Genomic DNA, 23,063 nt, shown 5'->3' on the forward strand with positions numbered 1-23,063 from the left:
CTTTCAGCATTCATAGCAATTCACTGGGATCGAAGTTCACGACGACTTCGTTCCATGCATCGTATTTGTCGGCAGGAAGGTTCGTGAATGGAGCAGAACGCATGATGGCGCGATAAGCTCCGCCGGAAAGGGCACGGCGCGTCCCTTCGGAACCGCCCGTCGCCTCGATCTCGGGCCGACCGATGATGGAGCCATCACGGTCGAGCTTCATGGTCACCCGGACGCGAACGTCCGAGGCATCCGCCATGCCGGGAATGATCTGCCAGTTCTTCTGGATCGCGCCGCGTAGCGCATCCATTTCCGTCTGGCTGAGCGTCGAGCCGCCCGTTGATTTCTTGCCGCCAAGGGCTGCCGTCTGCGTCGAGCGCTTTGCGCCGCCGCCGGAAGGCGCCTGCTTGTTCAACAGCGCGGCAATATCGTCGGCGTTGAAATCGCTTTCTTTCGAGGAAGCGGACTTCGCAGTCTCCTGCTTCTTCTCGCCGGGCTTCTTATCGGAAGGCTTGTCCGTCGACTTTGCCTGATCCGGCTTTTTCTCAGCTGGCTTTTCGGCCGGTTTCTGCTCCGCTGGCTTCGTCTCGGCCTGTTTCGGCTCTTCCGGCTTCGGCGGCTCGGGCCTCGAATTCGGACGGGGAACGTTCTGCGGCACCGGTATTTCTGCCGGCTCCTGCGTGGCAGGCGGCGGTTCTTCCGCCTTGGTTTCCTGCGGCGGCGGCTCGGTCTTGGGCTGCGGTGCGACTTCAGGCTTGGTCTGCGGCAAGGCGGCCATTTCCTGCGGCTTGGGAGCCGAGGTTTCCTCCTTCACGATTTCCTTCACCTCATTCGCTTTGGTATCAACGACGGGCTGCGGCTTCTCCTGCTTTGGCGGTGCGGCCGCGGCGATATTGTCGTTAGGCTTGGCGGTCGGCGTCGGCGGCGCCTCGATATCCGCGGTGTTATTGCCAATATTCTGCGCGTTCTCGATGATATCGGGACGGGTTGTCGGAACAGGCGCGGATTTTTCCGCCTTGGGCGCATTTTTATCGCCCTGCTGTATCTGGGTCAGTTCCTCGATCGGCACCAGCTCCACCGGCAAGGCCTCAGCCTGAGACACGTCAAGGGGTTCCGGCGAGCCCAGGGAGACAAGGGCGAAAGCCAGAAGCGACGCATGCACGATCGCGGATGTGGTAAGGCTGCCCTTCATCGCTTTACGTCAATTGTCCTGTTTCTGCTGGGTCACAAGGCCGATATTTTTGAAGCCGGCCGCCTGGATACGCGCCATCACATCCGCAACGACGCCATAGGCGGCAACGGAATCCGCGCGCACGAAAATGCGTTCGTTATAGCCGGTCGTGGCGATTGCCTGCAGCTTGTCCGCCACTTCAGCCGCCTGGATTTCCGTTTCCTGCAAATGGATCTGGCCATTGGCATTGACGGAAATGGTGATCGGTTGCGTGTCCGAATTCAACGCATTGGCGGAGGTCTGCGGCAGGTCGATCGGCACGCCGACAGTCATCATCGGCGCCGCCACCATGAAGATGATGAGCAGCACGAGCATGACGTCGACCAGCGGCGTCACGTTGATTTCGCTGATCGCGCCGCCTCTGCGCCGTCCGCCGCGTCCACCTCGGCGTCCGCCGGAACCGCCGCCGCTGCCACCTGCTGACATACCCATATCATCTACTCCGTTTTGCCTTGCGGCAAATCACTCGACGGCATTGCAGTCGGCCGCTTACTGGGCGGCCTGCCGTGTCTGAAGTTTTTCATCGATCTGTCGCGACAGGATTGCCGAAAATTCGTCGGCGAAACCTTCCATTCGGGCGGAAAGCTTGTGTGCGTCAGCCGTGAACTTGTTGTAGGCGATAACCGCGGGAATAGCCGCGACAAGGCCGATCGCGGTTGCAAGAAGCGCTTCCGCGATACCGGGAGCCACGACCGCGAGGTTGGTGGACTTCGAACCGGCAATCGCCTGGAACGAGGTCATGATACCGACAACCGTGCCGAAGAGACCGATAAAGGGGCCGGCCGAACCGATGGTGGCGAGCGAGCCGAGGCGCGCCTCGTATTGTTCGCTTTCCCGCGCCATGGTCACGTCCATTGCCCGGTCGATACGCATCTGCAGGCCGATGGGCGAACGTGCGCCACGCTCGAAGGATTTTTTCCATTCGCGCATGGCCGAAACGAAAATTGCGGCCAGACCGCCATTCTGGCGCTCCGCCAGCGTGCGATAGAGCTCTTCAAGAGACTGGCCCGACCAGAACACCTGTTCGAACTGGTCGAACTGGCGCCTCGCCTTGCCGAAGCTCACATATTTGTCGAAGACGATTGCCCACGTCCAGACCGAGGCGGCGATAAGCCCGATCATCACGAGCTTAACGATGAGGCCCGCCTGCATATACAGCGCCCAGAGACTTACATCATGCGTCGCCGCTGCCAAACCTGCCTGTTCCATAAATATCCAATCCCCGAATCCAAACGCCCGGTACGGGACCGGGCGATTCAAACGCGTGTTAACGCTCGAAGTCCTGCGGCAACAGCCGCCAACCCCTTAGCCATACCCCGATACTTGCCAGTAAGCCTTACTTGCCAATAAATTTGGTGAAAGGAAGGCGTGCGCTGCACAAATGCCAGTTGCTAAAGTAAGACACCATTATGGTTAAAGGAGTGTTACAACCCGGCCACGCCCGGCGGATTTACTGATCCGGCCCGTCAATTACTTCAGAAATTTTTCCGCCACCGTCTCGGGAAGACGCCTTGGCCGGCCATTGGCATTGATGACGGCTATGATGACCTTGGCGGCGACGAGCAGCGTTTCACCGCGCCTGATTTCCTGATTGAGCACCATTTTTGCGCCCCCGGCCTTCTCGGTGATGGTTGTCACCGTCAGCACGTCGTCCATCCGGGCGGGGCTTTTAAAATCGATCTCCATGCGATGCACGACGAAGACCAGACCTTCTTCATCAGCGGTCAGAAGCGCACTTTGTTCGCAGCCGAGGCAACGCAGGTAATCGGTACGGCCCCGCTCAAGAAAATGCAGGTACCGCGCGTGATAAACCAGGCCGGAAAAATCGGTATCCTCGTAATAGACGCGTTGCATCAGGCGGTGACCGTGTTCGATCAATTCACCCGACAGCGAAACCAAAAGCTCGCTCATAATGTCTCCTTGGGATTTTCAGTAGCGTCAGAGCGGCCCTCGCGGACAATCAGATGCTCGTGCCGCAGGGGCAACGCCTCGATGCACTCTGCGATGAAGCGCGGGCGCAGATCGTTCCTGATCAGCGCGGAAGTTCGTGAAGGCAGCCAGCGGAATTCGACCTCGATGCCATCCATCACCCTGTGGACGATGTGGTCTTCATGGAATGGCAGGGGATGGCCCAGCGAAACGAGATAATAAAATCCCAATTCATGGGCCGAATAACCGTCATAGGCGAAAAAGTTTTCGGCCGACCATAAAAGGCGCTCCACCGAACACGTCCGATCAAGCTCCTCACCGATCTCGCGAACAATGGTCTGCTCGGAGCTTTCACCGATTTCAGCCCGACCGCCAGGCAAGGCCCAGTAGTCATCCCCTGCGCCACGCTGCACCAGAAGATGATCACTCTGAAAAATGAGGGCTGCCACGCGCATGCTAAAAAGCTGCGGTCTGCGATCCAACCGGATCATGTGACGTTGGGGCGGAGAGGTCATTTATCGTCCAGATCGCCGTCGTGCCAGACGAGGTGTCGCGTGGCCCTGGGCAGGTTCTCTATTTCGTCGGCGATGAAATAGGGGGGAATATCGAGCTCCGTCAATGCCTGCCGGGTTGCCGCGACCCAGCGAAACTCAAGCTCGTTATCGCCATCCTGAACACGGTGAATAATGTCGGTGGGATGAAAGGCAAGCGTTTGCGGCAGGTCCATCAGGTAATAAAAGCCGAGTTCGTGCCAGTCCTTGCCTTCGTAATGGAAGAAATTTTCGACCGCCCAGAGAAGCCGCCCGATCTTGGCTTCCACACCGAGCTCCTCGACCATTTCTCGCGCCAGCGTTTCTTCTGAGCGCTCACCCATTTCGGCACGCCCGCCTGGAAAGGTCCAGAATTTTTCATGTGTGGCCCGGTGCACCAAGACGTGGCCATCGCGAAAGGCCAGCCCCGCGACCCGCATCTGGAAAATGCGCTTCGGCTTGAACTTGATGCGGATGCGGGTGTCCTGCTTGGTATTGTGTGTCATTGGGCGGGCCTGCGGGCTGGAAACATCAAATCGGTTTCCGTCCACCCTAATGCATCCATCTCGTCTTTTCTCGCCTTTGCATCATCTCCCACAATGAATTCATCCAGTTGCGGCGGCTTGACCGGGGTCCCGGACAGCATCGCATGCGCCTGCCCGCGATGATGCGTCTGGTGCTGGAAGAGATGCGACAGAACGTCGTCGCAGCGATCCTGCTGGATACGCCTGCCGCGGTGGATATTGACAATAGCGGCGAGGCGATCTTCATCGAGCCCGTCGACAAGGGCGATCAACACCTCGTCAAGCTCTGTCTGGGCGCCTTGCAACGCCAGCATGTTGGCAAAGGGTTCCTCTACGGCAAAGGCGGCCAGTCCCAGTGTGCCGCCCTGCAACGCATCGATATAAAAGCGGTCGACAGTGTAGATATGATTGAGCGTCGCACGCAGCGTCGGGAAGAAACTGATGCGGCGGGCAACAAACGCCTCCTGCGAAAGCTGGAGACAGGCTTGATGCAGCCGGTAATTGGCGAGCCGGTTGTTGCGCGCAAGTTTGCGGAAAACCCGCAGCGGATCATAAGGCATCGGCATCCCTCCCGTAACACCTAACGGCGTCGTTCAATCGGTGCGTTCGAGCTCTGATCTGCTTTTCAGAACCTTGCCGCCATCTTCCTGTTCGATGAGATAAGCGGGTTCGTCTTTGCTGGCCTTACGCTTTATCGTGGAACCGGAAATCGTTCTTTCGACATCTTCGGTGAAGACTTCAAGGATTTTCCCTTCACCTGTACCCGTGCCCCAGTTCCAGCGGACCTTCGTACCCTTGCGATATCCAGACATGACCATCTCCGTGCCAAAGACGATCAAAGCCGGCAAGGCGGGTTTGTTCCCCTCAATCGTCCTCAAGCGTGAGCCGGAACTGTGCTGCCTCGAGATCCTTCGGCGGCTGCATGCCCAGATGTTTCCAGGCCGTGGCGGTCAGGATACGCCCGCGCGGCGTGCGCTGGATGAAACCCTGCTGGATCATATAGGGCTCGATGATATCCTCGATCGCGTCGCGCGGCTCCGACAGTCCGGCAGCAATGGTCTCGATGCCGACCGGGCCCCCGCCAAAATTGACGGCGATCATGGTCAGATACCGCATGTCCAGCTGGTCAAGACCCATATTATCCACCAGCAGCCGCGTCAAAGCCTCGTCGGCGATATCCCGGGTAACGGCTTCCGCCCGCGCCACCTCGGCAAAGTCGCGCACCCGGCGCAGAAGCCGTCCGGCAATGCGGGGCGTGCCACGCGCCCGCCTCGCCACTTCGCGGGCACCCTCATCCGTCATGTTGAGACCCATCAGCCGCGCACCGCGACGGACGATAAGTTCCAGTTCATCAACCGTGTAAAAGGACAAACGCACGGGAATGCCGAAACGGTCGCGCAGCGGTGTCGTCAAGAGGCCGAGGCGGGTGGTGGCGGCGACAAGCGTGAATTTGGAAAGATCGATCTTCACCGAACGCGCCGCCGGGCCTTCCCCGATGATCAGATCGAGCTGGAAATCCTCCATCGCCGGATACAGGATTTCTTCCACGGCCGGGTTGAGGCGATGAATTTCATCGATGAAGAGAACATCGCGCTCTTCAAGATTGGTCAGGAGCGCGGCGAGATCGCCCGCCTTGGCGATCACCGGCCCTGAGGTGGACTTGAAGTTTACTCCAAGCTCCTTGGCCATGATCTGCGCCAGCGTGGTCTTGCCGAGGCCGGGCGGACCGACGAACAGCACGTGATCCAACGCCTCGCCACGATTCTTGGCGGCCTCGATGAAGACCTTGAGATTGGCGCGCGCCTCCGCCTGCCCGGTAAAGTCGTCCAGCGACTGCGGGCGCAGGGTGGTGTCGATGTCCTCACCGCGCTTTTCCGGGGTGATCAGTCTGTCCGCATCGCTCATTCAGGGCATTCCATTATTTCTAGAATTCATGAGGTCGTCTTCGCCGCTATAACATGGCTGTCGCGCCAGGGCGCGTCACGAAATTCAACACCGCGTCCGGACGCTTGTGTAACGGGCTCACCTTACCGTGAAAGCTCCTTCAGCCCCAGCCGGATCAGCTTGGCGCTATCCGCGCCCTCACCGCCATTTTTCAGCGCCGCGGCGACCGCATTGGCGGCCTGGTCACGCGAATAGCCGAGATTGGTGAGTGCAGATACGGCGTCCGCCACCGGCGCGGAGGCTACACCCTCCCCGAGTTCCTGCTTCAGTCCGATAGCCCCGGACGCCTCGCCCGCGAAAGCCGGGGCCTTGTTGCGCAATTCGGTCACGAGGCGCACGGCCACTTTGGGCCCAACCCCCGGCGCACGCGATATTGACGCCTTGTCCTGGAGCGCTATGGCATTGGCAAGCTCGGTGGGCGACAGGGTGGAAAGCACCGCAAGAGCGACTTTCGATCCGACGCCCTGCACGCTCTGCAAAAGGTTGAACCATTCCCGCTCCAGCGCCGAAAGAAAGCCGAAAAGCTTGAGCTGGTCCTCTCGTACATAGGTTTCGATGAAGAGGATCACGGCCTCTCCGACGGAGCCTATTTTCGACAGCGTGCGCGCCGAACAATAGGCGATGTAACAGACGCCATGCACATCCACCAACACGTAATCCGTGCCGATTTCCTCGATGCTGCCCTTCAGTTTTCCGATCATGATCGCGCCCGCTGCAATGAGACTTAAAATTAACCGGCCGCCAGCAGCCGACGCATCCTGTCACCGCCGCGATTATGGGCGTGGCAGATTGCGATCGCGAGGGCGTCCGCCGCATCGTTACCCTTAAACTCGGCCTTCGGCATCAGGATTTTCAGCATCATGTGAATTTGCTGCTTTTCACCATGCCCCACACCGATGACAGCTTTTTTCACGGCGTTCGGCGCATATTCGAACACCGGCAAACCGGCACGCGCCGGAACAAGCATGGCGATGCCGCGCGCCTGTCCGAGTTTCAGCGTGGCCACCGCGTCCTTGTTGACGAAAGTCTGCTCCACAGCCGCCTCATCGGGCTGATGGCTGTGCACGATTTCCGCCAAGCCGTCATGAAGCTGGCAAAGCCGGGAGGCGAGATCCATGTCGCCATCTGAAGTCACCGTGCCGGAAGCGACGAAACGCAGGCTGTTTCCCAATGTGTCGATCACGCCCCAGCCGGTGCGCCGTAGTCCGGGGTCGATGCCGATGATCCGAATCGTCTTTTGCATGAGGTACCTTATCTTTCCGGCCGCGAGACTGCCAGCGATAAGTGAACAAAACGACAACATTCCCGGGTACAGGCGTCAAATAGGGGCCAAAGTCGCCCCAGTGCCGACCTTTGGCAAAGGCCAATTTTTTTGATCCATCCTTCAATTCTACGCGACTTGTCTGGTAAATCCGCAGGCGCGCCTTACATCCGCTGCAAAGACCCAGATTACGCAGGAGCGTCGGATGATCCCCTTTTCCCTTCTCGATCTTTCGCCCATCGGCGAAGGCGAGAGCGTCAGCGCGGCGCTCGAAAACTCCCGCCGGATGGCGATCAAGGCTGAAGAACAAGGTTATAGCCGCATATGGCTGGCCGAACATCACGGCATGCCGGGCATCGCAAGCGCCGCGACGTCGCTCGTTATCGCCCATGTGGGTGCGGCCACGAAACATATCCGCGTCGGCTCGGGCGGTATCATGCTTCCCAACCACTCCCCGCTCGTCATTGCCGAACAGTTCGGGACGCTTGCAGCACTTCTGCCCGGCCGGGTCGATCTTGGCCTGGGCCGCGCCCCCGGAACAGATATGCGAACCGCACGGGCGCTGCGCCGTAATCTCGACGCCGGTGCGGAGAATTTCCCGCACGACATCGTCGAATTGCAAAGATATCTCGGCCCGCCTCAGCAGGATCAGGCGATCCTCGCCGTACCCGGCATGAATTCGAACGTGCCTCTCTGGCTGCTCGGCTCCAGCACCTATAGTGCGCATCTGGCCGCAGCCCTTGGCCTGCCCTATTCCTTCGCATCCCATTTTGCCCCTGACATGCTGATGGAAGCGATCCATATCTATCGCGAGCGTTTCCAGCCCTCCGAGGTGCTGGACAAGCCCTATGTGATGGTTGGCGTGATGGGTGTAGGCGCCGATACCGACGAGGAGGCGCAGCATCTCTTTACCTCGTCACAGCAGCAATTCGTCAATCTGCGGCGCAATGTGCGCACGCAGTTCCCGAAGCCCGTGCACAGCATGGAAGGCTACTGGAACGAGATGGAGCGCTTCTCCGTGGAGCATACGTTGCGTTTTGCCGCCGTTGGCGCGCCTGAAACGATCCAGCGTCATCTCGACGGTTTTCTGGCTGAAACACAGGCGGATGAGCTGATTGTCTCGATGCCGATCCACGACATCGAAAAGCGGCTGCGGTCGGTCGAGATTTTCGCCGACGTGCGGACATCCATCAAAAAGGCCGCCTAAACAAAAAGCCCCGGCGCGGATCGCTGCCGGGGCTTTTTTTAGGAACGTGAAAACGTCAGGCGGAAAGCTTGGCGAGAATTTCTTCCGACACTTCGAAGTTCGAATAGACGTTCTGCACGTCGTCATCGTCTTCGAGGTTGTCGATGAGTTTCATCAGCGACTGTGCCTTTTCTTCATCTACCGGTACCGTGTTCTGCGGCTTCCAGATGGCCTTGACGCTTTCGGCTTCGCCCAGCACGCCTTCCAGCGCCTTGGATACCTCGTTCATCGCTTCGAAACCGCAGATGATGATGTGGCCGTCTTCGGAAGATTCAACATCGTCCGCACCGGCCTCGATGGCCGCTTCCATCACCTTGTCTGCATCGCCGACTTCCGCCTTGTAGGAAATCTCGCCGACACGGTCGAAGGAGAAGGAGACCGATCCGGTTTCACCCAGCGCACCACCAGCCTTGGTGAAGATGGATCGTACATTGGAGGCAGTGCGGTTACGGTTGTCTGTAAGCGCCTCGACGATGACGGCGACGCCGCCAGGGCCGTAGCCTTCGTAGCGGACCTCATCATAGTTCTCGCCTTCGGCACCCGCAGCCTTCTTGATGGCGCGCTCGATATTGTCTTTCGGCATGGACTGGGCCTTGGCGTTCTGGATGGCCAGACGCAGGCGCGGGTTCATGTTCGGGTCGGGCATGCCCGTCTTGGCCGCAACGGTGATTTCGCGCGCAAGCTTGGAAAACATTTTGGACCGCACGGAGTCCTGCTTGCCCTTGCGGTGCATGATGTTCTTGAACTGTGAATGACCAGCCATGGAAAACCTGATTTATCGTAATTTGGAGATTGCGGGCCTTATAAGTGCGATAGGCTCATCGTTCAAGCCCGCAGGCGCTTTCTCTTGCCGCAACAACAGAAGGAACTGATTTATCCGCTCTTCGTTCTGATCATGAACGCGACGGAGAAGGCCATCTTTTCCACTCCGCCGCAGCCCCAAACCGGAAGGAGAAGACATATGGTCAGCCTGACTGAAGCAAGAGAAGCCCCGGCCCGCCAGCTCTGGGACGAGATCAATTCCGTCCATGCCGGCATGCTCGGCCTTGAGGGCCTGCACAGTCACATGCAGCCTATGGCGCCCCACGCTGACCCCAAGACCAACACGATCTGGTTTTTTTCCAAAAAAGACACGGATCTGGTAAAATCGCTCAAATCCGGATCCCGTGCGCATTTCTGCCTTGTGGGCAAGGATCATGATTATCACGCCTGCCTTTCGGGCGTCCTCGAAGCGCGCGATGACAAATCAAAGATCGACGAATACTGGAATTCAGTCACCGCCGCCTGGTACGAGCACGGCAAGAGCGATCCGCAACTGACCATGCTGGCGTTGCATGTCGATGATGCCGATATCTGGGCTTCGACGGACAGTACGCTGAAATTCGGCTGGGAAATCGCCAAGGCAAACATGTCGGATGACAAGACGCCCGACGTCGGCGTTCGCCAGCACCTCACCTTCGCCTGAGAACCCGCTCCCCGAGCCTTTCCCCGCCCGTCGCCATTTACATGCCTTTCGGCACCAGTATCTGCGGCTGGCGGGGAAGGTTTCTCATCGAGACCCGGATGACCGGATCGCTCGCATAGGCGATAGCGAAATTTTCGCCAAACATAGTCAGAAACTGCTCCAGCGGCGGGCCGGTGCGATGCATCGGCAGGATCAGCGCAGAGCGCAGGCGCTTGACCACCCTGCTCATGCTGTCGGCCCCCATGGTCAAACCACCATCGACAGGCACCATCAACACATCCAGGCGGCCGATCTCGGCATAATGCGTGTCCGTCAACTCATGATGCAGATGGCCGAGATGGCCGATACACAGCCCGGCAACCTCGAAGATGAAGATGGAATTGCCGTTTTCCTGAAAAGACTCATAATCTCCCCAGCGGTTGCGGATGTCGGTTGAGACATTGCGGATGTAAACGTCGCCCACGAGCAGCTTGTGCTCGGCTTTTTCTCCCGGCGTATCGCTCCAGCCATGCAGCACATATTGAATGGCCGGGTCCGGATTGAGGGTGAAATGTGTTGAATGCGCCCGGTTCATGGTCACCACCGTCGGCATGACGGGAGGGCGATAGACGCCGTTATAATCCGTGGCAATCGTTACCCCGCCGGGACTTTCGATCAGGTAGGTGGAGTGGCCGATGAAGCTGATTTTCACCTCTTCCTTCGCCGTGGCCTGAGCCAGCTGAACATTGCGCGCATCGAAGCGCGCGAACATCACGCCCGGAATGGCGCTGGCGATCGCCTGGCACTGGCTGACGGGAGGACGGCTCGCCGACTGGGAGAAGGCCGCTCCCGAACAGGCGATCAGTCCTGTTATTGCAAGCATTAGCACGCGCAGCATCATGCCACTCCCCTGAACTTGCGAAGCTGAGAGGATGGGACAGGTTTTGCCGAGCGTCCAGTTACATCAGCAACTGAAGGCTGGCACTCTCGTCATTGTGAACGCTTCGGCGGGATCAAACCCAGAAGGAAGGCAGCGTTTCCGAAAGTCGCGGCCCGATGCGCAGCGGCGCAATTTTTTCCGCAAGCCCAGTCCGGTCGGAAATCTCCACCCCGACACCGCAGATCGTGGCAGGCCCGCTCGCTGCCTCAAAGCGGCCCTTCGGCATCTTGGAGATAAAGCGGTTGATCGGCTCTTCCTTGTCCATTCCGAGGGAACTGTCATAATCGCCGCACATGCCCGCATCCGACATGTAGGCGGTTCCGCCGTTCAATATCTGTGCGTCAGCTGTCGGAACATGGGTGTGGGTGCCGACGACGAAGCTTGCACGGCCATCCACGAAATGTCCGAAGCACTGTTTCTCGCTGGTCGCCTCGGCGTGAAAATCGAAGATGATGGCATCCGCCTGTTCCTTCAGCGGGCAGGCCGCAAGAATGCTTTCCGCCGACTTGAAGGGGTCGTCCAGCTCCGGATGCATGAAGACCCGCCCCATGATGTTGGCGACCAATATGCGTGCGCCGTTGCGGGCATAAAAAATGCCCGAGCCCTTGCCCGGCGTACCCTCGGGGTAATTGGCGGGCCGCAGGAACTGGTCATGGCGCTCGCAGAAGGAAACCGCCTCTTTCTGATCCCAGACGTGATTGCCGGTGGTGACAACATCGGCACCGGCATTGATGGTCTCGAGATAGATATCCTCGGTGATACCGAAACCACCAGCAGCATTCTCACCGTTGACGATGACGAAATCCAGCTTCAGATCGGAAATCAGCCCCGGCAATCGCTCCCAGACAGCCGTGCGTCCGGTCTTGCCAACCATGTCTCCGAGAAAAAGAAGCCTCATTCACCCGCCCCGATCTTGCGCATGTTTCGATATTTCGTCCCCTCTAACGGGTAATCCATCTTTTAAAAAGTGCTAAAGCGCCTTTTGCTCACTATCGGAGATCGACAACGGGGCTGAAAACCAGCGCAGACCGCTTTCTGTCAGAATGGCGTGAAGCGAGACATCGTGCGGTTCCGCGGGGATGTCTGCCACTTCCTGGCAGTCAAAGGCGACACCGATGAGAACGGGCTGTTTGCCCTTGGCGTGCAACCGCGCGATGGCGCGGTCATAATGGCCTGCGCCATAACCAACCCGTTGCCCGTGTCCGTCGAAGACGGACAGAGGTACGAGCAGTATATCGGGATCGAGAAGCTCCGCATCCTCACCCGGACCGGTCGTGCCGAAGCCGGTCTTCACCAGCGGCGTATCCCTCTCGAAAGCCCTGAAGACAATGGTTTCACGATCCAGCACAACGGGAAGGACGAGACGTCCACCCCTTGCCCGCAACGCTTCCATCAGCGGACGGGTATCCGCCTCCGAGCGGATCGGCATGAAGCCGGAGATGACGGTCCCCGGCACAAGGGGAATATCCGCGGCACCGTGGGCGGTAATGAACCGGCTCTTCTCGTGCCGTTCCGCCAGTGTCAGAGCATCTCGCGCGGCGAGCCGTTCGCCGCGCAACCTTGCTTTTTCGGCAACGTCACCGGGCATCAGGCGGCCCGGCTCACGAGAACCTTGTCGATGCGGTGACCATCAAGGTCGATGACCTCGAAACGCCAGCCGTTGCGGGTTACATGTTCACCCAGTTCCGGCAGGCGACGGAACTCGTCCAGGACAAGTCCGGCGACGGTCTCGAACTCGGCGTCCTCATTGATCTGGAAGCCCATGCGATAAGCGAACTCATCGGCAGGCATCCAGCCGGCAACGAGGAACGAACCGTCCTCGCGCTCGACCATGGCCGGCTCTTCGTCGTCATCTTCCTGAAAGGCACCGGTAATGGCCTCCAGCACGTCGCCGGAGCTGATGATACCTTCGAAATGGCCGTACTCGTCATAAACGAGGACCATGTGCACGGTGGAGCGACGCAGCGACTGGATGACGTCAACGGCGCTCGTCAGGTCGGACACGACGGGCACCTCGCGCAGAAGCTCACGAATGTTGAGCTCCTTGCCGGAGGCCAGCGCATCAAAGGCGTCCTTGGCGAAAAGCACGCCAAGAATTTCGTCGGACGCGCCGTTGCGCACCGGCAGACGCGAACGCTGCGTCCCGCGAAGCTGCTCGCGGATTTCTTCGGCGCTGTCTTCGATATCGACCACTTCCACGTCGCGACGCGGCGTCATCAGGCCGCGCGCGTTGCGGTCAGCAAGGCGCATGACGCTGGTGATCATCGCCGATTCTTCGGTCTCGATCACGCCGGCGCTATGGGCTTCGGCCAGGACAGTGCGAATTTCATCGTCGGTGACCGACGCGTTGGATTCGCCACTATGGCCGAGAAGCGCCAGAATGGCCTTACCCGACCGGTCGAGCAGCCACACCAGCGGCGCGCCGACCTTGGACAGCAGCATCATGGTAGGCGCAACACGCGCGGCAATCTTTTCAGGGTCGCGCAACGCAATCTGCTTTGGCACCAGTTCGCCGACGATCAGTGACAGGTAAGTAATGGCGACGACGACCGAGCCGACGCCAATTGCATCGGCCGCACGGTCAGGAACACCCTGCTCCAGAAGCCACGCCGTAAAGCGGGCACCGAGCGTGGCGCCGGAAAATGCGCCCGAGAGGACGCCAACCAGCGTGATGCCGATCTGCACTGTAGAAAGAAAGCGTCCGGGGTTTTCGGAAAGGCTGAGCGCCTGTGTGGCGCCCTTGCTGCCTTGCGTGGCAAGCACCTTTAGCCTCGCCGGTCTGGAGGAGACAACGGCAAGCTCGGACATGGCAAGCACACCGTTCAATACGGTGAGCAGGACCACGATCATAATTTCAGTAAACAAGTTTAGCTCTTTGGGCTGTTGAACGGCACGTCGCGGTTTTGGCCGCAGCGCCCCTTTTTAAAGGGCATGACAGACATACCAATCCGGATAATAGGGAATTGTTCCGCCATTGCAATGACAGGAATATAAAAAAGCCGTGCCCGGCAGTTATGAAAAATGACTGTCGACTATATCGAGGGTACAGGGAAGCATCGGAATTGTCCCGAAACTTCAAGCGCGTTCCACGGCGACCGATGGAGATTTACGATCCTGGGTGCCTACAAAAGTAGGTGGGCACCGTGTGTCCAGCCCCACGGGACTGGCCAGGGACAGCTCCCTTTGGATCGAGTATGGCCCCAGGGATTGTGGTTCCTGTCGAGAAGCGCAGAACGCATTCAAGATATAGGACGGATCGGGAAAAACCGCCAGAGGCGCAGAGCGAAATTTTATCGCTTCGGAATTCCGGATGATCAGTGTGCCGCCGGTTTTGGGCGGTCCAGCAATTTTTCGGTAATGCCGTTCAGCCGGTCGGCCAGATCGCCGATGGCAAGCGCCACCATCTCATCCGACTTCGCCTTGTGCTCGGCCATGCCATCGCGATTGCGGGAGAGGGATGCGACCTCACCTTCCAGCTTCTCGATCTTGCGGTTGAGCTCGGAAAGCTCGTCCATCACCATGATACCAGCCATCACCGTTAGCCTCAGGTCGCCGATTTCTCCGAACTGGCTCTTGAGATGCCCCACATACCGGTCGAAACTGGTGGCAAGGTCGGTCAGGTGGTCTTCCTGGCCTGCTTCGCACGCCATGCGATAGGCCTTTCCGTCGATCATAACAGTAACTTGCGCCATGATACCGCTCCTATCGATCCAGCACCGCGCGGATCGTCTCCATGGCCGTCACCAGCCGGCGCGAAACCTCGCGATTGACTTCTTCAAGACGGTTAGCGCGAAACTCGGCCTGGTCCAGTTCCTGCGCCAGTCTGGCGCGGTCGACATGGACGCGCTTCACCTCGTTATCGATCTCGCCGGTCTCTCTCTGCCGCTCGATACGCATATCGATGGCATTTTCGAGATTTGTGATGGCAGCATTCAGCTCCGTCAGCGCAGATTGTAAGGTCTTCTCAGCCGACATCGTTTTTTCCAACTCGCACGCCACCGGCCGAATCGTCCGGTTTCAGGCCATTTAAACGCTCACGAGGTTATTACCCGATTTACCATCCCGTCAATCAAACCAGTGCATTGTGGCGTTTTGCTCTGTGGATGAACGAAGAAACCGGGCCGGACGGGACACGAAATCCGTTCCAGCCCCCGCTTTGCGAAACGATTTTTATCGACCGCAGAACCGCAATTGCCCGTCGATTTATTGACTTGCCTGCCTCACCTGCTATGGATCAACCCGCTTTTTGGATAGTTGCGTAAAACTATCTCCTTTCACCCGGAAACAGACGGAAAAGCCATGATTTCTCGCGACAAACACAACCGGATGGCAAATGCGATCCGCTTTCTTGCCATGGATGCAGTGGAGAAGGCCAACTCAGGCCATCCCGGTCTGCCGATGGGCGCCGCTGATGTCGCCACCGTTCTCTTCACCCGCTACCTGAAATTCGATCCCAAGGCGCCGCTCTGGCCGGATCGCGACCGTTTCGTGCTGTCGGCAGGTCATGGTTCGATGCTTCTTTACTCGCTGCTCTATCTTACGGGCTACGAGGACATGACGATCGACGAGATCAAGCGTTTCCGTCAATTCGGTTCCAAGACCGCCGGCCATCCTGAATATGGCCACGCCACCGGCATCGAAACGACCACCGGTCCGCTCGGCCAGGGCATCGCCAACGCCGTGGGCATGGCAATCGCCGAACGCAAGCTGGAAGAGGAGTTCGGCTCCGACCTGCAGAGCCACTTCACTTATGTACTGTGCGGCGACGGCTGCCTCATGGAGGGCATCAGCCACGAAGCCATCGCGCTTGCCGGCCATTTGAAGCTTAACAAGCTCGTTCTCTTCTGGGATGACAACAACATCACCATCGACGGCGAAGTTGGCCTCTCCGACAGCACCGATCAGATTGCCCGTTTCCAGGCGGTTCACTGGAACACCATCCGTGTTGACGGCCATGATCCGGATGCGATCGCCGCTGCCATCGAAGCCGCGCAGAAATCGGACCGCCCGACCTTCATCGCCTGCAAGACCGTCATCGGTTTCGGCGCGCCCAACAAGCAGGGCACCCATAAGGTTCATGGCAACCCGCTCGGCGCAGAAGAAATCGCTGCGGCCCGCAAGAGCCTGAACTGGGAAGCCGAAGCTTTCGTCATTCCGGAAGACGTGCTGGATGCATGGCGTCTTGCCGGTCTGCGCTCCACCAAGACGCGTCAGGACTGGGAAGTCCGCCTCGAAGCCGCTGAGGCCGGCAAGAAAGCCGAGTTCAAGCGCCGCTTCGCCGGCGACCTGACGGGCAATTTCGATAGCTCGATCGATGCTTTCAAGAAGAAGATCATCGAGAACAACCCGACCGTTGCGACCCGCAAGGCCTCGGAAGACTCGCTCGAAGTCATTAACGGCGTGCTGCCGGAAATGATCGGCGGTTCTGCCGACCTGACGCCGTCCAACAACACCAAGACCAGCCAGATGAAGTCCATCACGCCGACGGACTTCTCCGGCCGTTACCTGCACTACGGCATCCGCGAGCACGGCATGGCTGCTGCCATGAACGGCATCGCACTGCATGGCGGTCTCATTCCTTATGCGGGCGGCTTCCTGATCTTCTCGGACTACTGCCGTCCGTCGATCCGTCTTGCCGCGCTCATGGGCATCCGTGTCGTCCACGTTCTGACGCATGATTCCATCGGCGTTGGTGAAGACGGCCCGACCCACCAGCCGGTGGAGCAGATCGCTGCCCTTCGCGCCATTCCGAACCTGCTCGTCTTCCGCCCGGCGGATGAGACCGAGACGGCGGAATGCTGGCAGCTGGCGCTGGAACAGAAGCATCGTCCGTCTGCGCTGGCCCTCACCCGCCAGAATCTCGCTCCTTCGCGCAAGGAATATGAAGAGAAGAACCTGTCTGCTTACGGCGCCTACGAACTCGTCTCCGCCAGCGACGCCAAGGTTTCGATATTCGCTTCCGGTTCGGAGGTCGAAGTGGCTCTGAAAGCGGCCGCAACGCTGAAGGACAAGGGCGTATCCGCCCGCGTCGTTTCCGTTCCCTGCTTCGAACTCTTCAAGGAACAGCCGGAAACCTATCGCAACGCCATCATCGGCAAGGCTCCGGTCAAGATCGCGGTGGAAGCCGCCATCCGCCAGGGCTGGGATTACTTCATCGGTAACGATGGCGCTTTCGTCGGCATGCACTCCTTTGGAGCGTCCGCCCCGGCGAAGGATCTCTTCAAGCACTTCGGTATCACGGCAGAAGCTGTCGTCGCCGCAGTCGAGGCAAAACTTGCGTAAGGGCTTCCCAAGCCCTCACCATTCAGCAAAGACCAAGCCCATTCTTGATCGGGAGACTGTAAATGACTGTAAAAGTTGCCATTAACGGCTTCGGCCGCATCGGCCGCAATGTTTTGCGCGCCATCGTTGAATCCGGCCGCACCGATATCGAAGTCGTCGCCATCAACGACCTCGGCCCGGTTGAAACCAACGCTCACCTGCTGCGCTACGATTCGATCCACGGCAAGTTCCCGGCCGACGTCAAGGTCGAAGGCGACACCATCATCGTTGGCGGTGGCAAGCCGATCAAGGTGACGGCCGTTCGCGACCCGGCAACGCTGCCGCACAAGGAACTGGGCGTCGATATCGCGCTTGAGTGCACCGGCATCTTCACAGCCCGCGACAAGGCTGCTGCCCATCTGACGGCCGGCGCCAAGCGCGTCATCGTTTCGGCTCCCGCTGACGGCGCCGACCTCACCGTCGTCTTCGGTGTCAACCATGACCAGCTGACGAAAGATCACCTCGTCATCTCCAACGCATCCTGCACCACCAACTGCCTCGTGCCGGTCGTGAAGGTTCTCGATGACGCCGTTGGCATCGATCATGGCTTCATGACCACGATCCACTCCTACACCGGCGACCAGCCGACGCTGGACACCATGCACAAGGATTTGTACCGCGCCCGCGCCGCAGCCCTGTCCATGATCCCGACCTCGACAGGCGCCGCAAAGGCTGTTGGCCTCGTCCTGCCACACCTCAAGGGCAAGCTTGACGGCACGTCGATCCGCGTTCCGACCCCGAACGTGTCGGTCGTCGACTTCAAGTTCGTGGCCAAGAAGAGCACGACGGTTGCCGAAATCAACGCAGCCATCAAGGTGGCTTCCGACGGCCAGCTGAAGGGCATCCTCGGCTATACCGACGAGCCGCTGGTTTCCCGCGATTTCAACCACGACAGCCACTCGTCAATCTTCGCCAATGACCAGACCAAGGTCATGGAAGGCAACTTCGTGCGCGTCCTGTCCTGGTACGACAACGAGTGGGGCTTCTCCAACCGCATGTCGGATACGGCTGTCGCCTTCGCGAAGACCATCTAACGAATACCCATCAGTCGATGCATTCCGGCGGGAGCGATCCCGCCGGATTTTTTATTCCCGGTTTTCCTCTACAGTGCCGCCATGTTTTCAATTTCCTGCCTTTGTCTGGTCCATTTTGAAACGGACAAGGGACGCAGGGATAACGGTCGTGCGCAATGCACTTCGGCCCTGCCGTATCTTTCGATACACCCCGCCTTGCGTTACCTTTCAACGCCGCCGACCGAGCGCTGACAGACCGCAACCCGTGGCGCATTGACTGCGAACGTGCAGAGCAATCATTGCGGTGGCCAGCGCGGCGTGAAAGAGGCGGTGGACGTGGAATCATTTTATCTGTTGTTGCTGGTGGCAACTGTTCTTGTCCTCGTCGCTGCCTTCTCGAGCCTCATCGCCTACCGCTTCGGCGCGCCGCTGCTGCTGCTCTTCCTTGTGATTGGACTTGCGGCGGGTGTGGACGGACTCGGTATCGAATTCACCAACAACCCTCTCGCCTATATGCTCGGTTCGCTGGTACTTGCCGTCATCCTGTTCGACTCCGGGTTTGGCACGTCGATCCAGTCTTTCCGGCTTTCCGCGGCACCGGCAATGGCGCTTGCCACGGTCGGCGTTATTCTCACATCCGTCTTTTTCGCGGGCGCAGCCGCCCTCCTGCTCGGGCTCTCCTGGCTAGAGGGCCTGCTGCTCGGTGCCATCGTCGCCTCCACCGATGCGGCAGCGGTGTTTTTCCTGCTGCGCATCGGCGGCATCCACATCCGCGATCAGGTGCGCTCCACGCTGGAGGTCGAATCCGGTACCAACGATCCAATGGCCATCTTCCTCACAGTCGCCCTGGTCGAGATCATCGCCAAAGGACAGGGCCTGGCCGGTATCGACAGCGGTTTTCTGCTGCTTTTTGTTGAGGAAATGGGCCTCGGTGTGATCGTCGGCGTGCTGGGCGGTCTCATGATCGCCGCCGTGGTCAACCGTTTTGCCGCCGATCGGGGACTGGCGCCAATCTTTGTGCTTGCGTTGGCGCTGCTCGTGTTTTCCTTCACCGGCACGATTGGCGGCAGCGGCTTTCTGGCGGTCTATGTCGCCGGCATTGTCGCCGGCAATCGCAGGATCTTCGCCAAGGAAACGATCCGTCGCTTCCACGAAGGGCTGACGTGGCTGGCACAGATCATCATGTTCCTGATGCTCGGCCTGCTTGCCACGCCGTCGCAGTTTCCTGCAATCGCAATTCCAGCCATCCTGCTGGCGCTGTTCCTGATCTTCGTCGCCCGTCCGCTCGCGGTCTGGCTCAGCCTCATGCCGTTTAACTACACCCAACAGGAAACCTCTTTCGTCGCCTGGGTGGGCCTGCGCGGCGCCGTCTCCATCCTGCTTGCCATCATGCCCATCCTCGGCGGACTTGATGACGCCCAGATATATTTCAATGCCGCCTTCATCATCGTGCTGGTATCGCTCCTCGTGCAGGGCTGGACCATCAAACCGGTGGCAACAAGGCTGGGGCTGATCGTGCCGCCACGCATGGGCGAGGTGGACAAGCTGGAGGTTGACCTTCCCGGTACGGCCAATCACGAACTGATTTCCTACCGCGTGGCAAAGGGCAGCGCCATCCTGCAGGGCGAGCGCATTCCCCGCTGGGCGATGCCTTCGCTGGTGGTGCGTGACGGCAAATCGATTCGCTACCAATATGCCGGGCGACTGCGTGAAAATGATCTTGTCTATCTCTTCATCGCCCCCGGTTATTCCCGCCTGATCGACCGGCTCTTCGCGAGCGCCCTGCCCGTCGCCGATGACGACGCCGATTTCTTCGGCACCTTCGCGATCTCTCCCGCCCGGCCGGCGAAGGAGCTTGATGCCGCCTATGGTCCCGGCCTGCTTGCGCCAGCAGAACAGGCAATGAGCATCGCAGAACTCATCGAGACACGTCTTGCCGGACGGGCCGATTATGCCGACCGCGTGCGCCTCGGCTCCATCGTCCTGATCGTGCGGACTTTGGACGAACATGAGGCGATAGCGGGTGTCGGAATTTCGCTGGAGCCGGTCGAACCGGCTACCACCCTGCCGATCTTCATCAGCTTCTCGGAAATTTTCAAACGGGTGCGTGACTATCTGGCGCAGCGGCGTCAGTCGCGTTCCACCGCTACCGCACAAGACGTGGTCGCACCTTCAAACACCGTGAGAGAAAATGAAGCCTGACCGGCTTGCGTCGGCAATCAGGCATAGTATGGTCCCTGCCGAACTCGCAACAAATCAGGATCGACCTATGCCCGCTTTCAAGACCATCGATGACCTCAACGACATTGCCGGAAAGCGCGTTCTCGTCCGCGTTGATCTCAACGTGCCGGTCGCGGATGGCAAAGTTACGGACAAGACCCGTATCGAGCGGGTCGCGCCGACCATTCTGGAACTTTCCAAGAAGGGCGCAAAGGTTATTCTGCTTGCCCATTTTGGCCGTCCGAAGGGCGAACCCGTGGCTGACATGTCGCTTTCCCAGATCGTACCAGCAGTAGAGGAAGTGCTGGACCATGCCGTCTCCTTCGCGTCCGACTGCATCGGCGCGCCGGCGGCGGAAGCCGTTGCGAAACTGAATGACGGCGATATCCTGCTTCTGGAAAACACGCGCTTCCACAAGGGCGAAGAAAAGAACGATCCCACCTTCGTCGAGGCTCTGGCGGCCAATGGCGATATCTATGTCAATGACGCCTTCTCCGCCGCGCATCGCGCCCACGCCTCCACCGAGGGCCTCGCCCGCCACCTGCCCGCCTATGCCGGCCGCACCATGCAGGCCGAGCTTGAGGCTCTGGAAAAGGGCCTCGGCCAGCCGGTGCGTCCCGTCGTCGCCATCGTCGGCGGCGCGAAGGTTTCAAGCAAAATCGATCTTCTGATGAACCTCGTAAAGAAGGTCGATGCCCTCGTCATCGGCGGCGGCATGGCCAACACCTTCCTCGCCGCCCGTGGCGCCCAGGTTGGAAAATCGCTCTGCGAGCACGATCTGGCCGAAACCGCAAAGCAGATCATGATCGAGGCCGCGACTTCCGGCTGTGCCATCGTGCTGCCGGAAGACGGCGTCGTTGCCCGCGAATTCAAGGCCGGTGCGGCCAGTGAAACGGTCGACATCAATGCCATTCCCGCTGACGCCATGGTGCTCGATGTCGGCCCGAAATCGGTTGAAAACATCAAGGCCTGGATTTCACGCGCGGAAACGCTGGTCTGGAACGGGCCGCTCGGTGCCTTCGAAATCGAGCCCTTCGATGCAGCCACCGTGGCTGCCGCAAAACATGCCGCGGAATGCACGAAGGCCGGCAAGCTCGTCTCCGTCGCAGGCGGCGGCGACACCGTGGCCGCGCTCAACCATGCCGGCGTTTCCGAGGATTTCTCCTATGTTTCGACCGCCGGCGGAGCCTTCCTTGAATGGATGGAAGGCAAGGAACTGCCGGGCGTTGCCATCCTGACCGCCGCCAAGTAAACTTATCTCACTTGCCTGACACGAGGCCGGACAAGCGATGCTTGTCCGGCCTTGTCTTTTGGTAAGTGCACGCGGGAGGAAAAGTTTCAAACGATTGAAATCATTTCAATCGTTTCAATGAGTTAGCGTGCCATTTCCCTGCCCTGGAACTTCTGTTATCGGAAATTTATTGTGCCTTGGGAGAATAGCAAATGACCGAACGTCTCGAAGACATCGCAATCAAAATGGTCGCCGACGGCAAGGGCCTGCTCGCCGCCGACGAATCCACGGGAACGATCAAAAAGCGTTTCGACAGCATCAATCTGGAGTCCACCGAGACCGCCCGCCGCGACTATCGCGAGATGCTGTTCCGTTCCGACGACGCCATGAAGAAATATATCTCCGGCGTCATTCTCTATGAAGAGACCCTGTTCCAGAAGGCTGCCGACGGCACACCTTTCGTTGATATCATCAAGGCGGCTGGCAGCCTGCCGGGCATCAAGGTGGATATCGGCGCCAAGCCGATGGCCTTCCACCCGCATGAATTCATTACCGAAGGCCTCGACGGTCTTTATGAGCGCCTGCGCAAGTACCACGAAGCCGGTGCGCGCTTCGCCAAGTGGCGTGGCGTCATCACCATCGGTGAACAGCGCCCGAGCTGGGGTTCGATCAAGGCAAACTCCCAGTCGCTCGCCCGTTATGCCGCTCTCTGCCAGCAGGCGGATATCGTGCCGATCGTTGAGCCTGAAGTCCTGATGGACGGCGAGCCGGGCACGCATGACATCGACCGCTGCGCGGAAGTCACGCAATGGGTTCTGCAGACCGTCTTCGCGGACCTTTTCGACGCCCGCGTGAACCTCGAAGGCATGATCCTCAAGCCGAACATGATCATCGACGGCAAGAAGGCCCGCAAGGCTTCCGTCGAGGAAGTGGCGGAAAAGACCGTGAAGGTCCTGAAGGCGACCGTACCTTCCGCCGTTCCGGGCATTGCTTTCCTTTCCGGCGGCCAGTCCTCCGAAGAGGCAACGGCGCATCTCTCCGCCATGAATTCCGGCTATGACCTGCCCTGGTCTCTCACCTACTCCTACGGCCGCGCGCTTCAGGATACGGCCCTCAAGACCTGGGGCGGCAAGCAGGAGAATGTCGCTGCCGGCCAGCGCGCCTTCACGCACCGCGCCGCCATGAACAGTCTGGCGGCCAAGGGTAACTGGAAGCAGGAACTCGAAAAAGCAGCCTGAGGC

25 protein-coding genes and 1 other RNA gene are annotated in these 23,063 nt (G+C 59.3%); 7 read left to right on the forward strand and 19 right to left on the reverse strand.

Annotation, left to right across the window (positions count from 1 at the left end):
• Positions 1–10: 10 nt before the first annotated feature.
• The 11 genes from tolA to ruvC all read right to left on the reverse strand — a co-directional run bounded on the left by tolA (position 11) and on the right by ruvC (position 7,389).
• Entirely contained in the window at positions 11–1,180 is a 1,170-nt protein-coding gene (gene tolA / locus DOU54_RS24955; RefSeq protein ID WP_072493288.1) for a cell envelope integrity protein TolA, read from the reverse strand.
• A gap of 9 nt (positions 1,181–1,189) precedes the next feature.
• Positions 1,190–1,651 carry a protein TolR gene (tolR, locus tag DOU54_RS24960; RefSeq protein WP_004445732.1) on the reverse strand — a complete coding sequence of 154 codons (462 nt, stop codon included), beginning with the start codon at positions 1,649–1,651 and terminating at the stop codon, positions 1,190–1,192.
• Positions 1,652–1,708: 57 nt separating this feature from the next.
• Complete coding sequence (gene tolQ, locus DOU54_RS24965) at positions 1,709–2,428, reverse strand: protein TolQ (protein ID WP_113732018.1); 720 nt, start codon at positions 2,426–2,428, stop codon at positions 1,709–1,711.
• A gap of 261 nt (positions 2,429–2,689) precedes the next feature.
• Entirely contained in the window at positions 2,690–3,130 is a 441-nt protein-coding gene (gene ybgC, locus DOU54_RS24970) for a tol-pal system-associated acyl-CoA thioesterase (RefSeq protein ID WP_004445735.1), read from the reverse strand.
• On the reverse strand, positions 3,127–3,663 hold the full coding sequence (locus DOU54_RS24975; protein WP_113732019.1) for an NUDIX hydrolase: 537 nt from the start codon (positions 3,661–3,663) through the stop codon (positions 3,127–3,129). The genes ybgC and DOU54_RS24975 overlap by 4 nt, the downstream gene beginning before the upstream one ends.
• Complete coding sequence (locus DOU54_RS24980; protein ID WP_004445738.1) at positions 3,660–4,184, reverse strand: NUDIX hydrolase; 525 nt, start codon at positions 4,182–4,184, stop codon at positions 3,660–3,662. The genes DOU54_RS24975 and DOU54_RS24980 overlap by 4 nt, the downstream gene beginning before the upstream one ends.
• On the reverse strand, positions 4,181–4,762 hold the full coding sequence (locus DOU54_RS24985; RefSeq protein ID WP_004445740.1) for a DinB family protein: 582 nt from the start codon (positions 4,760–4,762) through the stop codon (positions 4,181–4,183). Before DOU54_RS24985 ends, DOU54_RS24980 begins: the two co-directional genes overlap by 4 nt.
• A gap of 33 nt (positions 4,763–4,795) precedes the next feature.
• Positions 4,796–5,014, reverse strand: a complete 219-nt coding sequence (locus tag DOU54_RS24990; protein ID WP_004445742.1) for a hypervirulence associated TUDOR domain-containing protein — start codon at positions 5,012–5,014, stop codon at positions 4,796–4,798.
• Positions 5,015–5,066: 52 nt separating this feature from the next.
• Positions 5,067–6,107: a Holliday junction branch migration DNA helicase RuvB gene (ruvB, locus tag DOU54_RS24995; protein WP_004445743.1), complete on the reverse strand. Its 1,041-nt coding sequence runs from the start codon at positions 6,105–6,107 to the stop codon at positions 5,067–5,069.
• A 122-nt stretch (positions 6,108–6,229) separates the two neighbouring features.
• Positions 6,230–6,847, reverse strand: a complete 618-nt coding sequence (gene ruvA / locus DOU54_RS25000) for a Holliday junction branch migration protein RuvA (protein ID WP_113732020.1) — start codon at positions 6,845–6,847, stop codon at positions 6,230–6,232.
• Between the two features lie 29 nt (positions 6,848–6,876).
• Entirely contained in the window at positions 6,877–7,389 is a 513-nt protein-coding gene (gene ruvC, locus DOU54_RS25005) for a crossover junction endodeoxyribonuclease RuvC (protein ID WP_004445748.1), read from the reverse strand.
• Between the two features lie 223 nt (positions 7,390–7,612).
• Between ruvC and DOU54_RS25010 the strand changes: the two genes are divergently transcribed.
• Positions 7,613–8,614: an LLM class flavin-dependent oxidoreductase gene (locus DOU54_RS25010; RefSeq protein WP_022563046.1), complete on the forward strand. Its 1,002-nt coding sequence runs from the start codon at positions 7,613–7,615 to the stop codon at positions 8,612–8,614.
• A gap of 55 nt (positions 8,615–8,669) precedes the next feature.
• Here the strand turns inward: DOU54_RS25010 and DOU54_RS25015 are convergent, their stop codons facing one another.
• The gene (locus tag DOU54_RS25015) at positions 8,670–9,416 is read right to left on the reverse strand and encodes a YebC/PmpR family DNA-binding transcriptional regulator (protein WP_004445751.1); all 747 of its coding nucleotides are present in this window, start codon (positions 9,414–9,416) and stop codon (positions 8,670–8,672) included.
• Between the two features lie 198 nt (positions 9,417–9,614).
• Here DOU54_RS25015 and DOU54_RS25020 point away from each other — a divergent pair, with 198 nt between their 5' ends.
• Positions 9,615–10,118, forward strand: coding sequence for a pyridoxamine 5'-phosphate oxidase family protein (locus tag DOU54_RS25020; protein WP_004445753.1), 504 nt, complete (start codon positions 9,615–9,617; stop codon positions 10,116–10,118).
• Positions 10,119–10,155: 37 nt separating this feature from the next.
• On the opposite strand, the gene DOU54_RS25025 is transcribed toward DOU54_RS25020, so the two are convergent.
• The 7 genes from DOU54_RS25025 to DOU54_RS25060 form a co-directional block, all read right to left on the reverse strand.
• Positions 10,156–10,998: an MBL fold metallo-hydrolase gene (locus DOU54_RS25025; RefSeq protein ID WP_113732021.1), complete on the reverse strand. Its 843-nt coding sequence runs from the start codon at positions 10,996–10,998 to the stop codon at positions 10,156–10,158.
• A 112-nt stretch (positions 10,999–11,110) separates the two neighbouring features.
• Positions 11,111–11,935 carry a TIGR00282 family metallophosphoesterase gene (locus DOU54_RS25030; protein WP_004445757.1) on the reverse strand — a complete coding sequence of 275 codons (825 nt, stop codon included), beginning with the start codon at positions 11,933–11,935 and terminating at the stop codon, positions 11,111–11,113.
• A gap of 72 nt (positions 11,936–12,007) precedes the next feature.
• Positions 12,008–12,625: a 5-formyltetrahydrofolate cyclo-ligase gene (locus DOU54_RS25035; RefSeq protein WP_107327399.1), complete on the reverse strand. Its 618-nt coding sequence runs from the start codon at positions 12,623–12,625 to the stop codon at positions 12,008–12,010.
• Positions 12,625–13,887 carry a hemolysin family protein gene (locus tag DOU54_RS25040; RefSeq protein ID WP_004445761.1) on the reverse strand — a complete coding sequence of 421 codons (1,263 nt, stop codon included), beginning with the start codon at positions 13,885–13,887 and terminating at the stop codon, positions 12,625–12,627. The genes DOU54_RS25035 and DOU54_RS25040 overlap by 1 nt, the downstream gene beginning before the upstream one ends.
• A 229-nt stretch (positions 13,888–14,116) precedes the next feature.
• Positions 14,117–14,275: non-coding RNA, 6S RNA (ssrS, locus tag DOU54_RS25050), on the reverse strand.
• 76 nt (positions 14,276–14,351) lie between these two features.
• On the reverse strand, positions 14,352–14,729 hold the full coding sequence (locus tag DOU54_RS25055) for a cell division protein ZapA (protein WP_113732022.1): 378 nt from the start codon (positions 14,727–14,729) through the stop codon (positions 14,352–14,354).
• Positions 14,730–14,739: 10 nt separating this feature from the next.
• On the reverse strand, positions 14,740–15,012 hold the full coding sequence (locus DOU54_RS25060; protein ID WP_004445765.1) for a DUF4164 domain-containing protein: 273 nt from the start codon (positions 15,010–15,012) through the stop codon (positions 14,740–14,742).
• A 324-nt stretch (positions 15,013–15,336) separates the two neighbouring features.
• On the opposite strand from DOU54_RS25060, the gene tkt reads away from it, so the two are divergent.
• The 5 genes from tkt (at position 15,337) to DOU54_RS25085 (ending at position 23,060) form a co-directional block, all read left to right on the forward strand.
• Positions 15,337–17,319 (forward strand): transketolase, encoded by a 1,983-nt coding sequence (gene tkt / locus DOU54_RS25065; protein ID WP_113732023.1) that lies wholly within the window; start codon positions 15,337–15,339, stop codon positions 17,317–17,319.
• Between the two features lie 62 nt (positions 17,320–17,381).
• Positions 17,382–18,392 (forward strand): type I glyceraldehyde-3-phosphate dehydrogenase, encoded by a 1,011-nt coding sequence (gap, locus tag DOU54_RS25070; protein ID WP_113732024.1) that lies wholly within the window; start codon positions 17,382–17,384, stop codon positions 18,390–18,392.
• 315 nt (positions 18,393–18,707) lie between these two features.
• On the forward strand, positions 18,708–20,573 hold the full coding sequence (locus tag DOU54_RS25075) for a potassium/proton antiporter (protein WP_035209187.1): 1,866 nt from the start codon (positions 18,708–18,710) through the stop codon (positions 20,571–20,573).
• Positions 20,574–20,640: 67 nt separating this feature from the next.
• Positions 20,641–21,843, forward strand: coding sequence for a phosphoglycerate kinase (locus tag DOU54_RS25080; protein WP_113732025.1), 1,203 nt, complete (start codon positions 20,641–20,643; stop codon positions 21,841–21,843).
• Positions 21,844–22,034: 191 nt separating this feature from the next.
• The gene (locus DOU54_RS25085; RefSeq protein WP_004445772.1) at positions 22,035–23,060 is read left to right on the forward strand and encodes a class I fructose-bisphosphate aldolase; all 1,026 of its coding nucleotides are present in this window, start codon (positions 22,035–22,037) and stop codon (positions 23,058–23,060) included.
• Positions 23,061–23,063 lie beyond the last annotated feature (3 nt).

The sequence above is a fragment of the Agrobacterium sp. MS2 genome, from assembly GCF_003261015.1.
In the GTDB taxonomy this organism is placed as follows: Bacteria; Pseudomonadota; Alphaproteobacteria; order Rhizobiales; family Rhizobiaceae; genus Agrobacterium; species Agrobacterium pusense.

Coding starts and splice junctions, on each gene's coding strand:
- tolR (WP_004445732.1), bottom strand. CDS start 1,651: ATGGGTATGTCAGCAGGTGGCAGCGGCGGCGGTTCCGGCGGACGCCGA.
- ybgC (WP_004445735.1), bottom strand. CDS start 3,130: ATGAGCGAGCTTTTGGTTTCGCTGTCGGGTGAATTGATCGAACACGGT.
- DOU54_RS25080 (WP_113732025.1), top strand. CDS start 20,641: ATGCCCGCTTTCAAGACCATCGATGACCTCAACGACATTGCCGGAAAG.
- DOU54_RS25040 (WP_004445761.1), bottom strand. CDS start 13,887: ATGATCGTGGTCCTGCTCACCGTATTGAACGGTGTGCTTGCCATGTCC.
- DOU54_RS25025 (WP_113732021.1), bottom strand. CDS start 10,998: ATGATGCTGCGCGTGCTAATGCTTGCAATAACAGGACTGATCGCCTGT.
- DOU54_RS25035 (WP_107327399.1), bottom strand. CDS start 12,625: ATGCCCGGTGACGTTGCCGAAAAAGCAAGGTTGCGCGGCGAACGGCTC.
- DOU54_RS24990 (WP_004445742.1), bottom strand. CDS start 5,014: ATGTCTGGATATCGCAAGGGTACGAAGGTCCGCTGGAACTGGGGCACG.
- ruvB (WP_004445743.1), bottom strand. CDS start 6,107: ATGAGCGATGCGGACAGACTGATCACCCCGGAAAAGCGCGGTGAGGAC.
- DOU54_RS25060 (WP_004445765.1), bottom strand. CDS start 15,012: ATGTCGGCTGAGAAGACCTTACAATCTGCGCTGACGGAGCTGAATGCT.
- tkt (WP_113732023.1), top strand. CDS start 15,337: ATGATTTCTCGCGACAAACACAACCGGATGGCAAATGCGATCCGCTTT.
- DOU54_RS25085 (WP_004445772.1), top strand. CDS start 22,035: ATGACCGAACGTCTCGAAGACATCGCAATCAAAATGGTCGCCGACGGC.
- DOU54_RS25010 (WP_022563046.1), top strand. CDS start 7,613: ATGATCCCCTTTTCCCTTCTCGATCTTTCGCCCATCGGCGAAGGCGAG.
- DOU54_RS24975 (WP_113732019.1), bottom strand. CDS start 3,663: ATGACCTCTCCGCCCCAACGTCACATGATCCGGTTGGATCGCAGACCG.
- tolQ (WP_113732018.1), bottom strand. CDS start 2,428: ATGGAACAGGCAGGTTTGGCAGCGGCGACGCATGATGTAAGTCTCTGG.
- DOU54_RS25055 (WP_113732022.1), bottom strand. CDS start 14,729: ATGGCGCAAGTTACTGTTATGATCGACGGAAAGGCCTATCGCATGGCG.
- DOU54_RS25030 (WP_004445757.1), bottom strand. CDS start 11,935: ATGAGGCTTCTTTTTCTCGGAGACATGGTTGGCAAGACCGGACGCACG.
- gap (WP_113732024.1), top strand. CDS start 17,382: ATGACTGTAAAAGTTGCCATTAACGGCTTCGGCCGCATCGGCCGCAAT.
- DOU54_RS24985 (WP_004445740.1), bottom strand. CDS start 4,762: ATGCCTTATGATCCGCTGCGGGTTTTCCGCAAACTTGCGCGCAACAAC.
- DOU54_RS24980 (WP_004445738.1), bottom strand. CDS start 4,184: ATGACACACAATACCAAGCAGGACACCCGCATCCGCATCAAGTTCAAG.
- ruvC (WP_004445748.1), bottom strand. CDS start 7,389: ATGCAAAAGACGATTCGGATCATCGGCATCGACCCCGGACTACGGCGC.
- tolA (WP_072493288.1), bottom strand. CDS start 1,180: ATGAAGGGCAGCCTTACCACATCCGCGATCGTGCATGCGTCGCTTCTG.
- DOU54_RS25015 (WP_004445751.1), bottom strand. CDS start 9,416: ATGGCTGGTCATTCACAGTTCAAGAACATCATGCACCGCAAGGGCAAG.
- ruvA (WP_113732020.1), bottom strand. CDS start 6,847: ATGATCGGAAAACTGAAGGGCAGCATCGAGGAAATCGGCACGGATTAC.
- DOU54_RS25020 (WP_004445753.1), top strand. CDS start 9,615: ATGGTCAGCCTGACTGAAGCAAGAGAAGCCCCGGCCCGCCAGCTCTGG.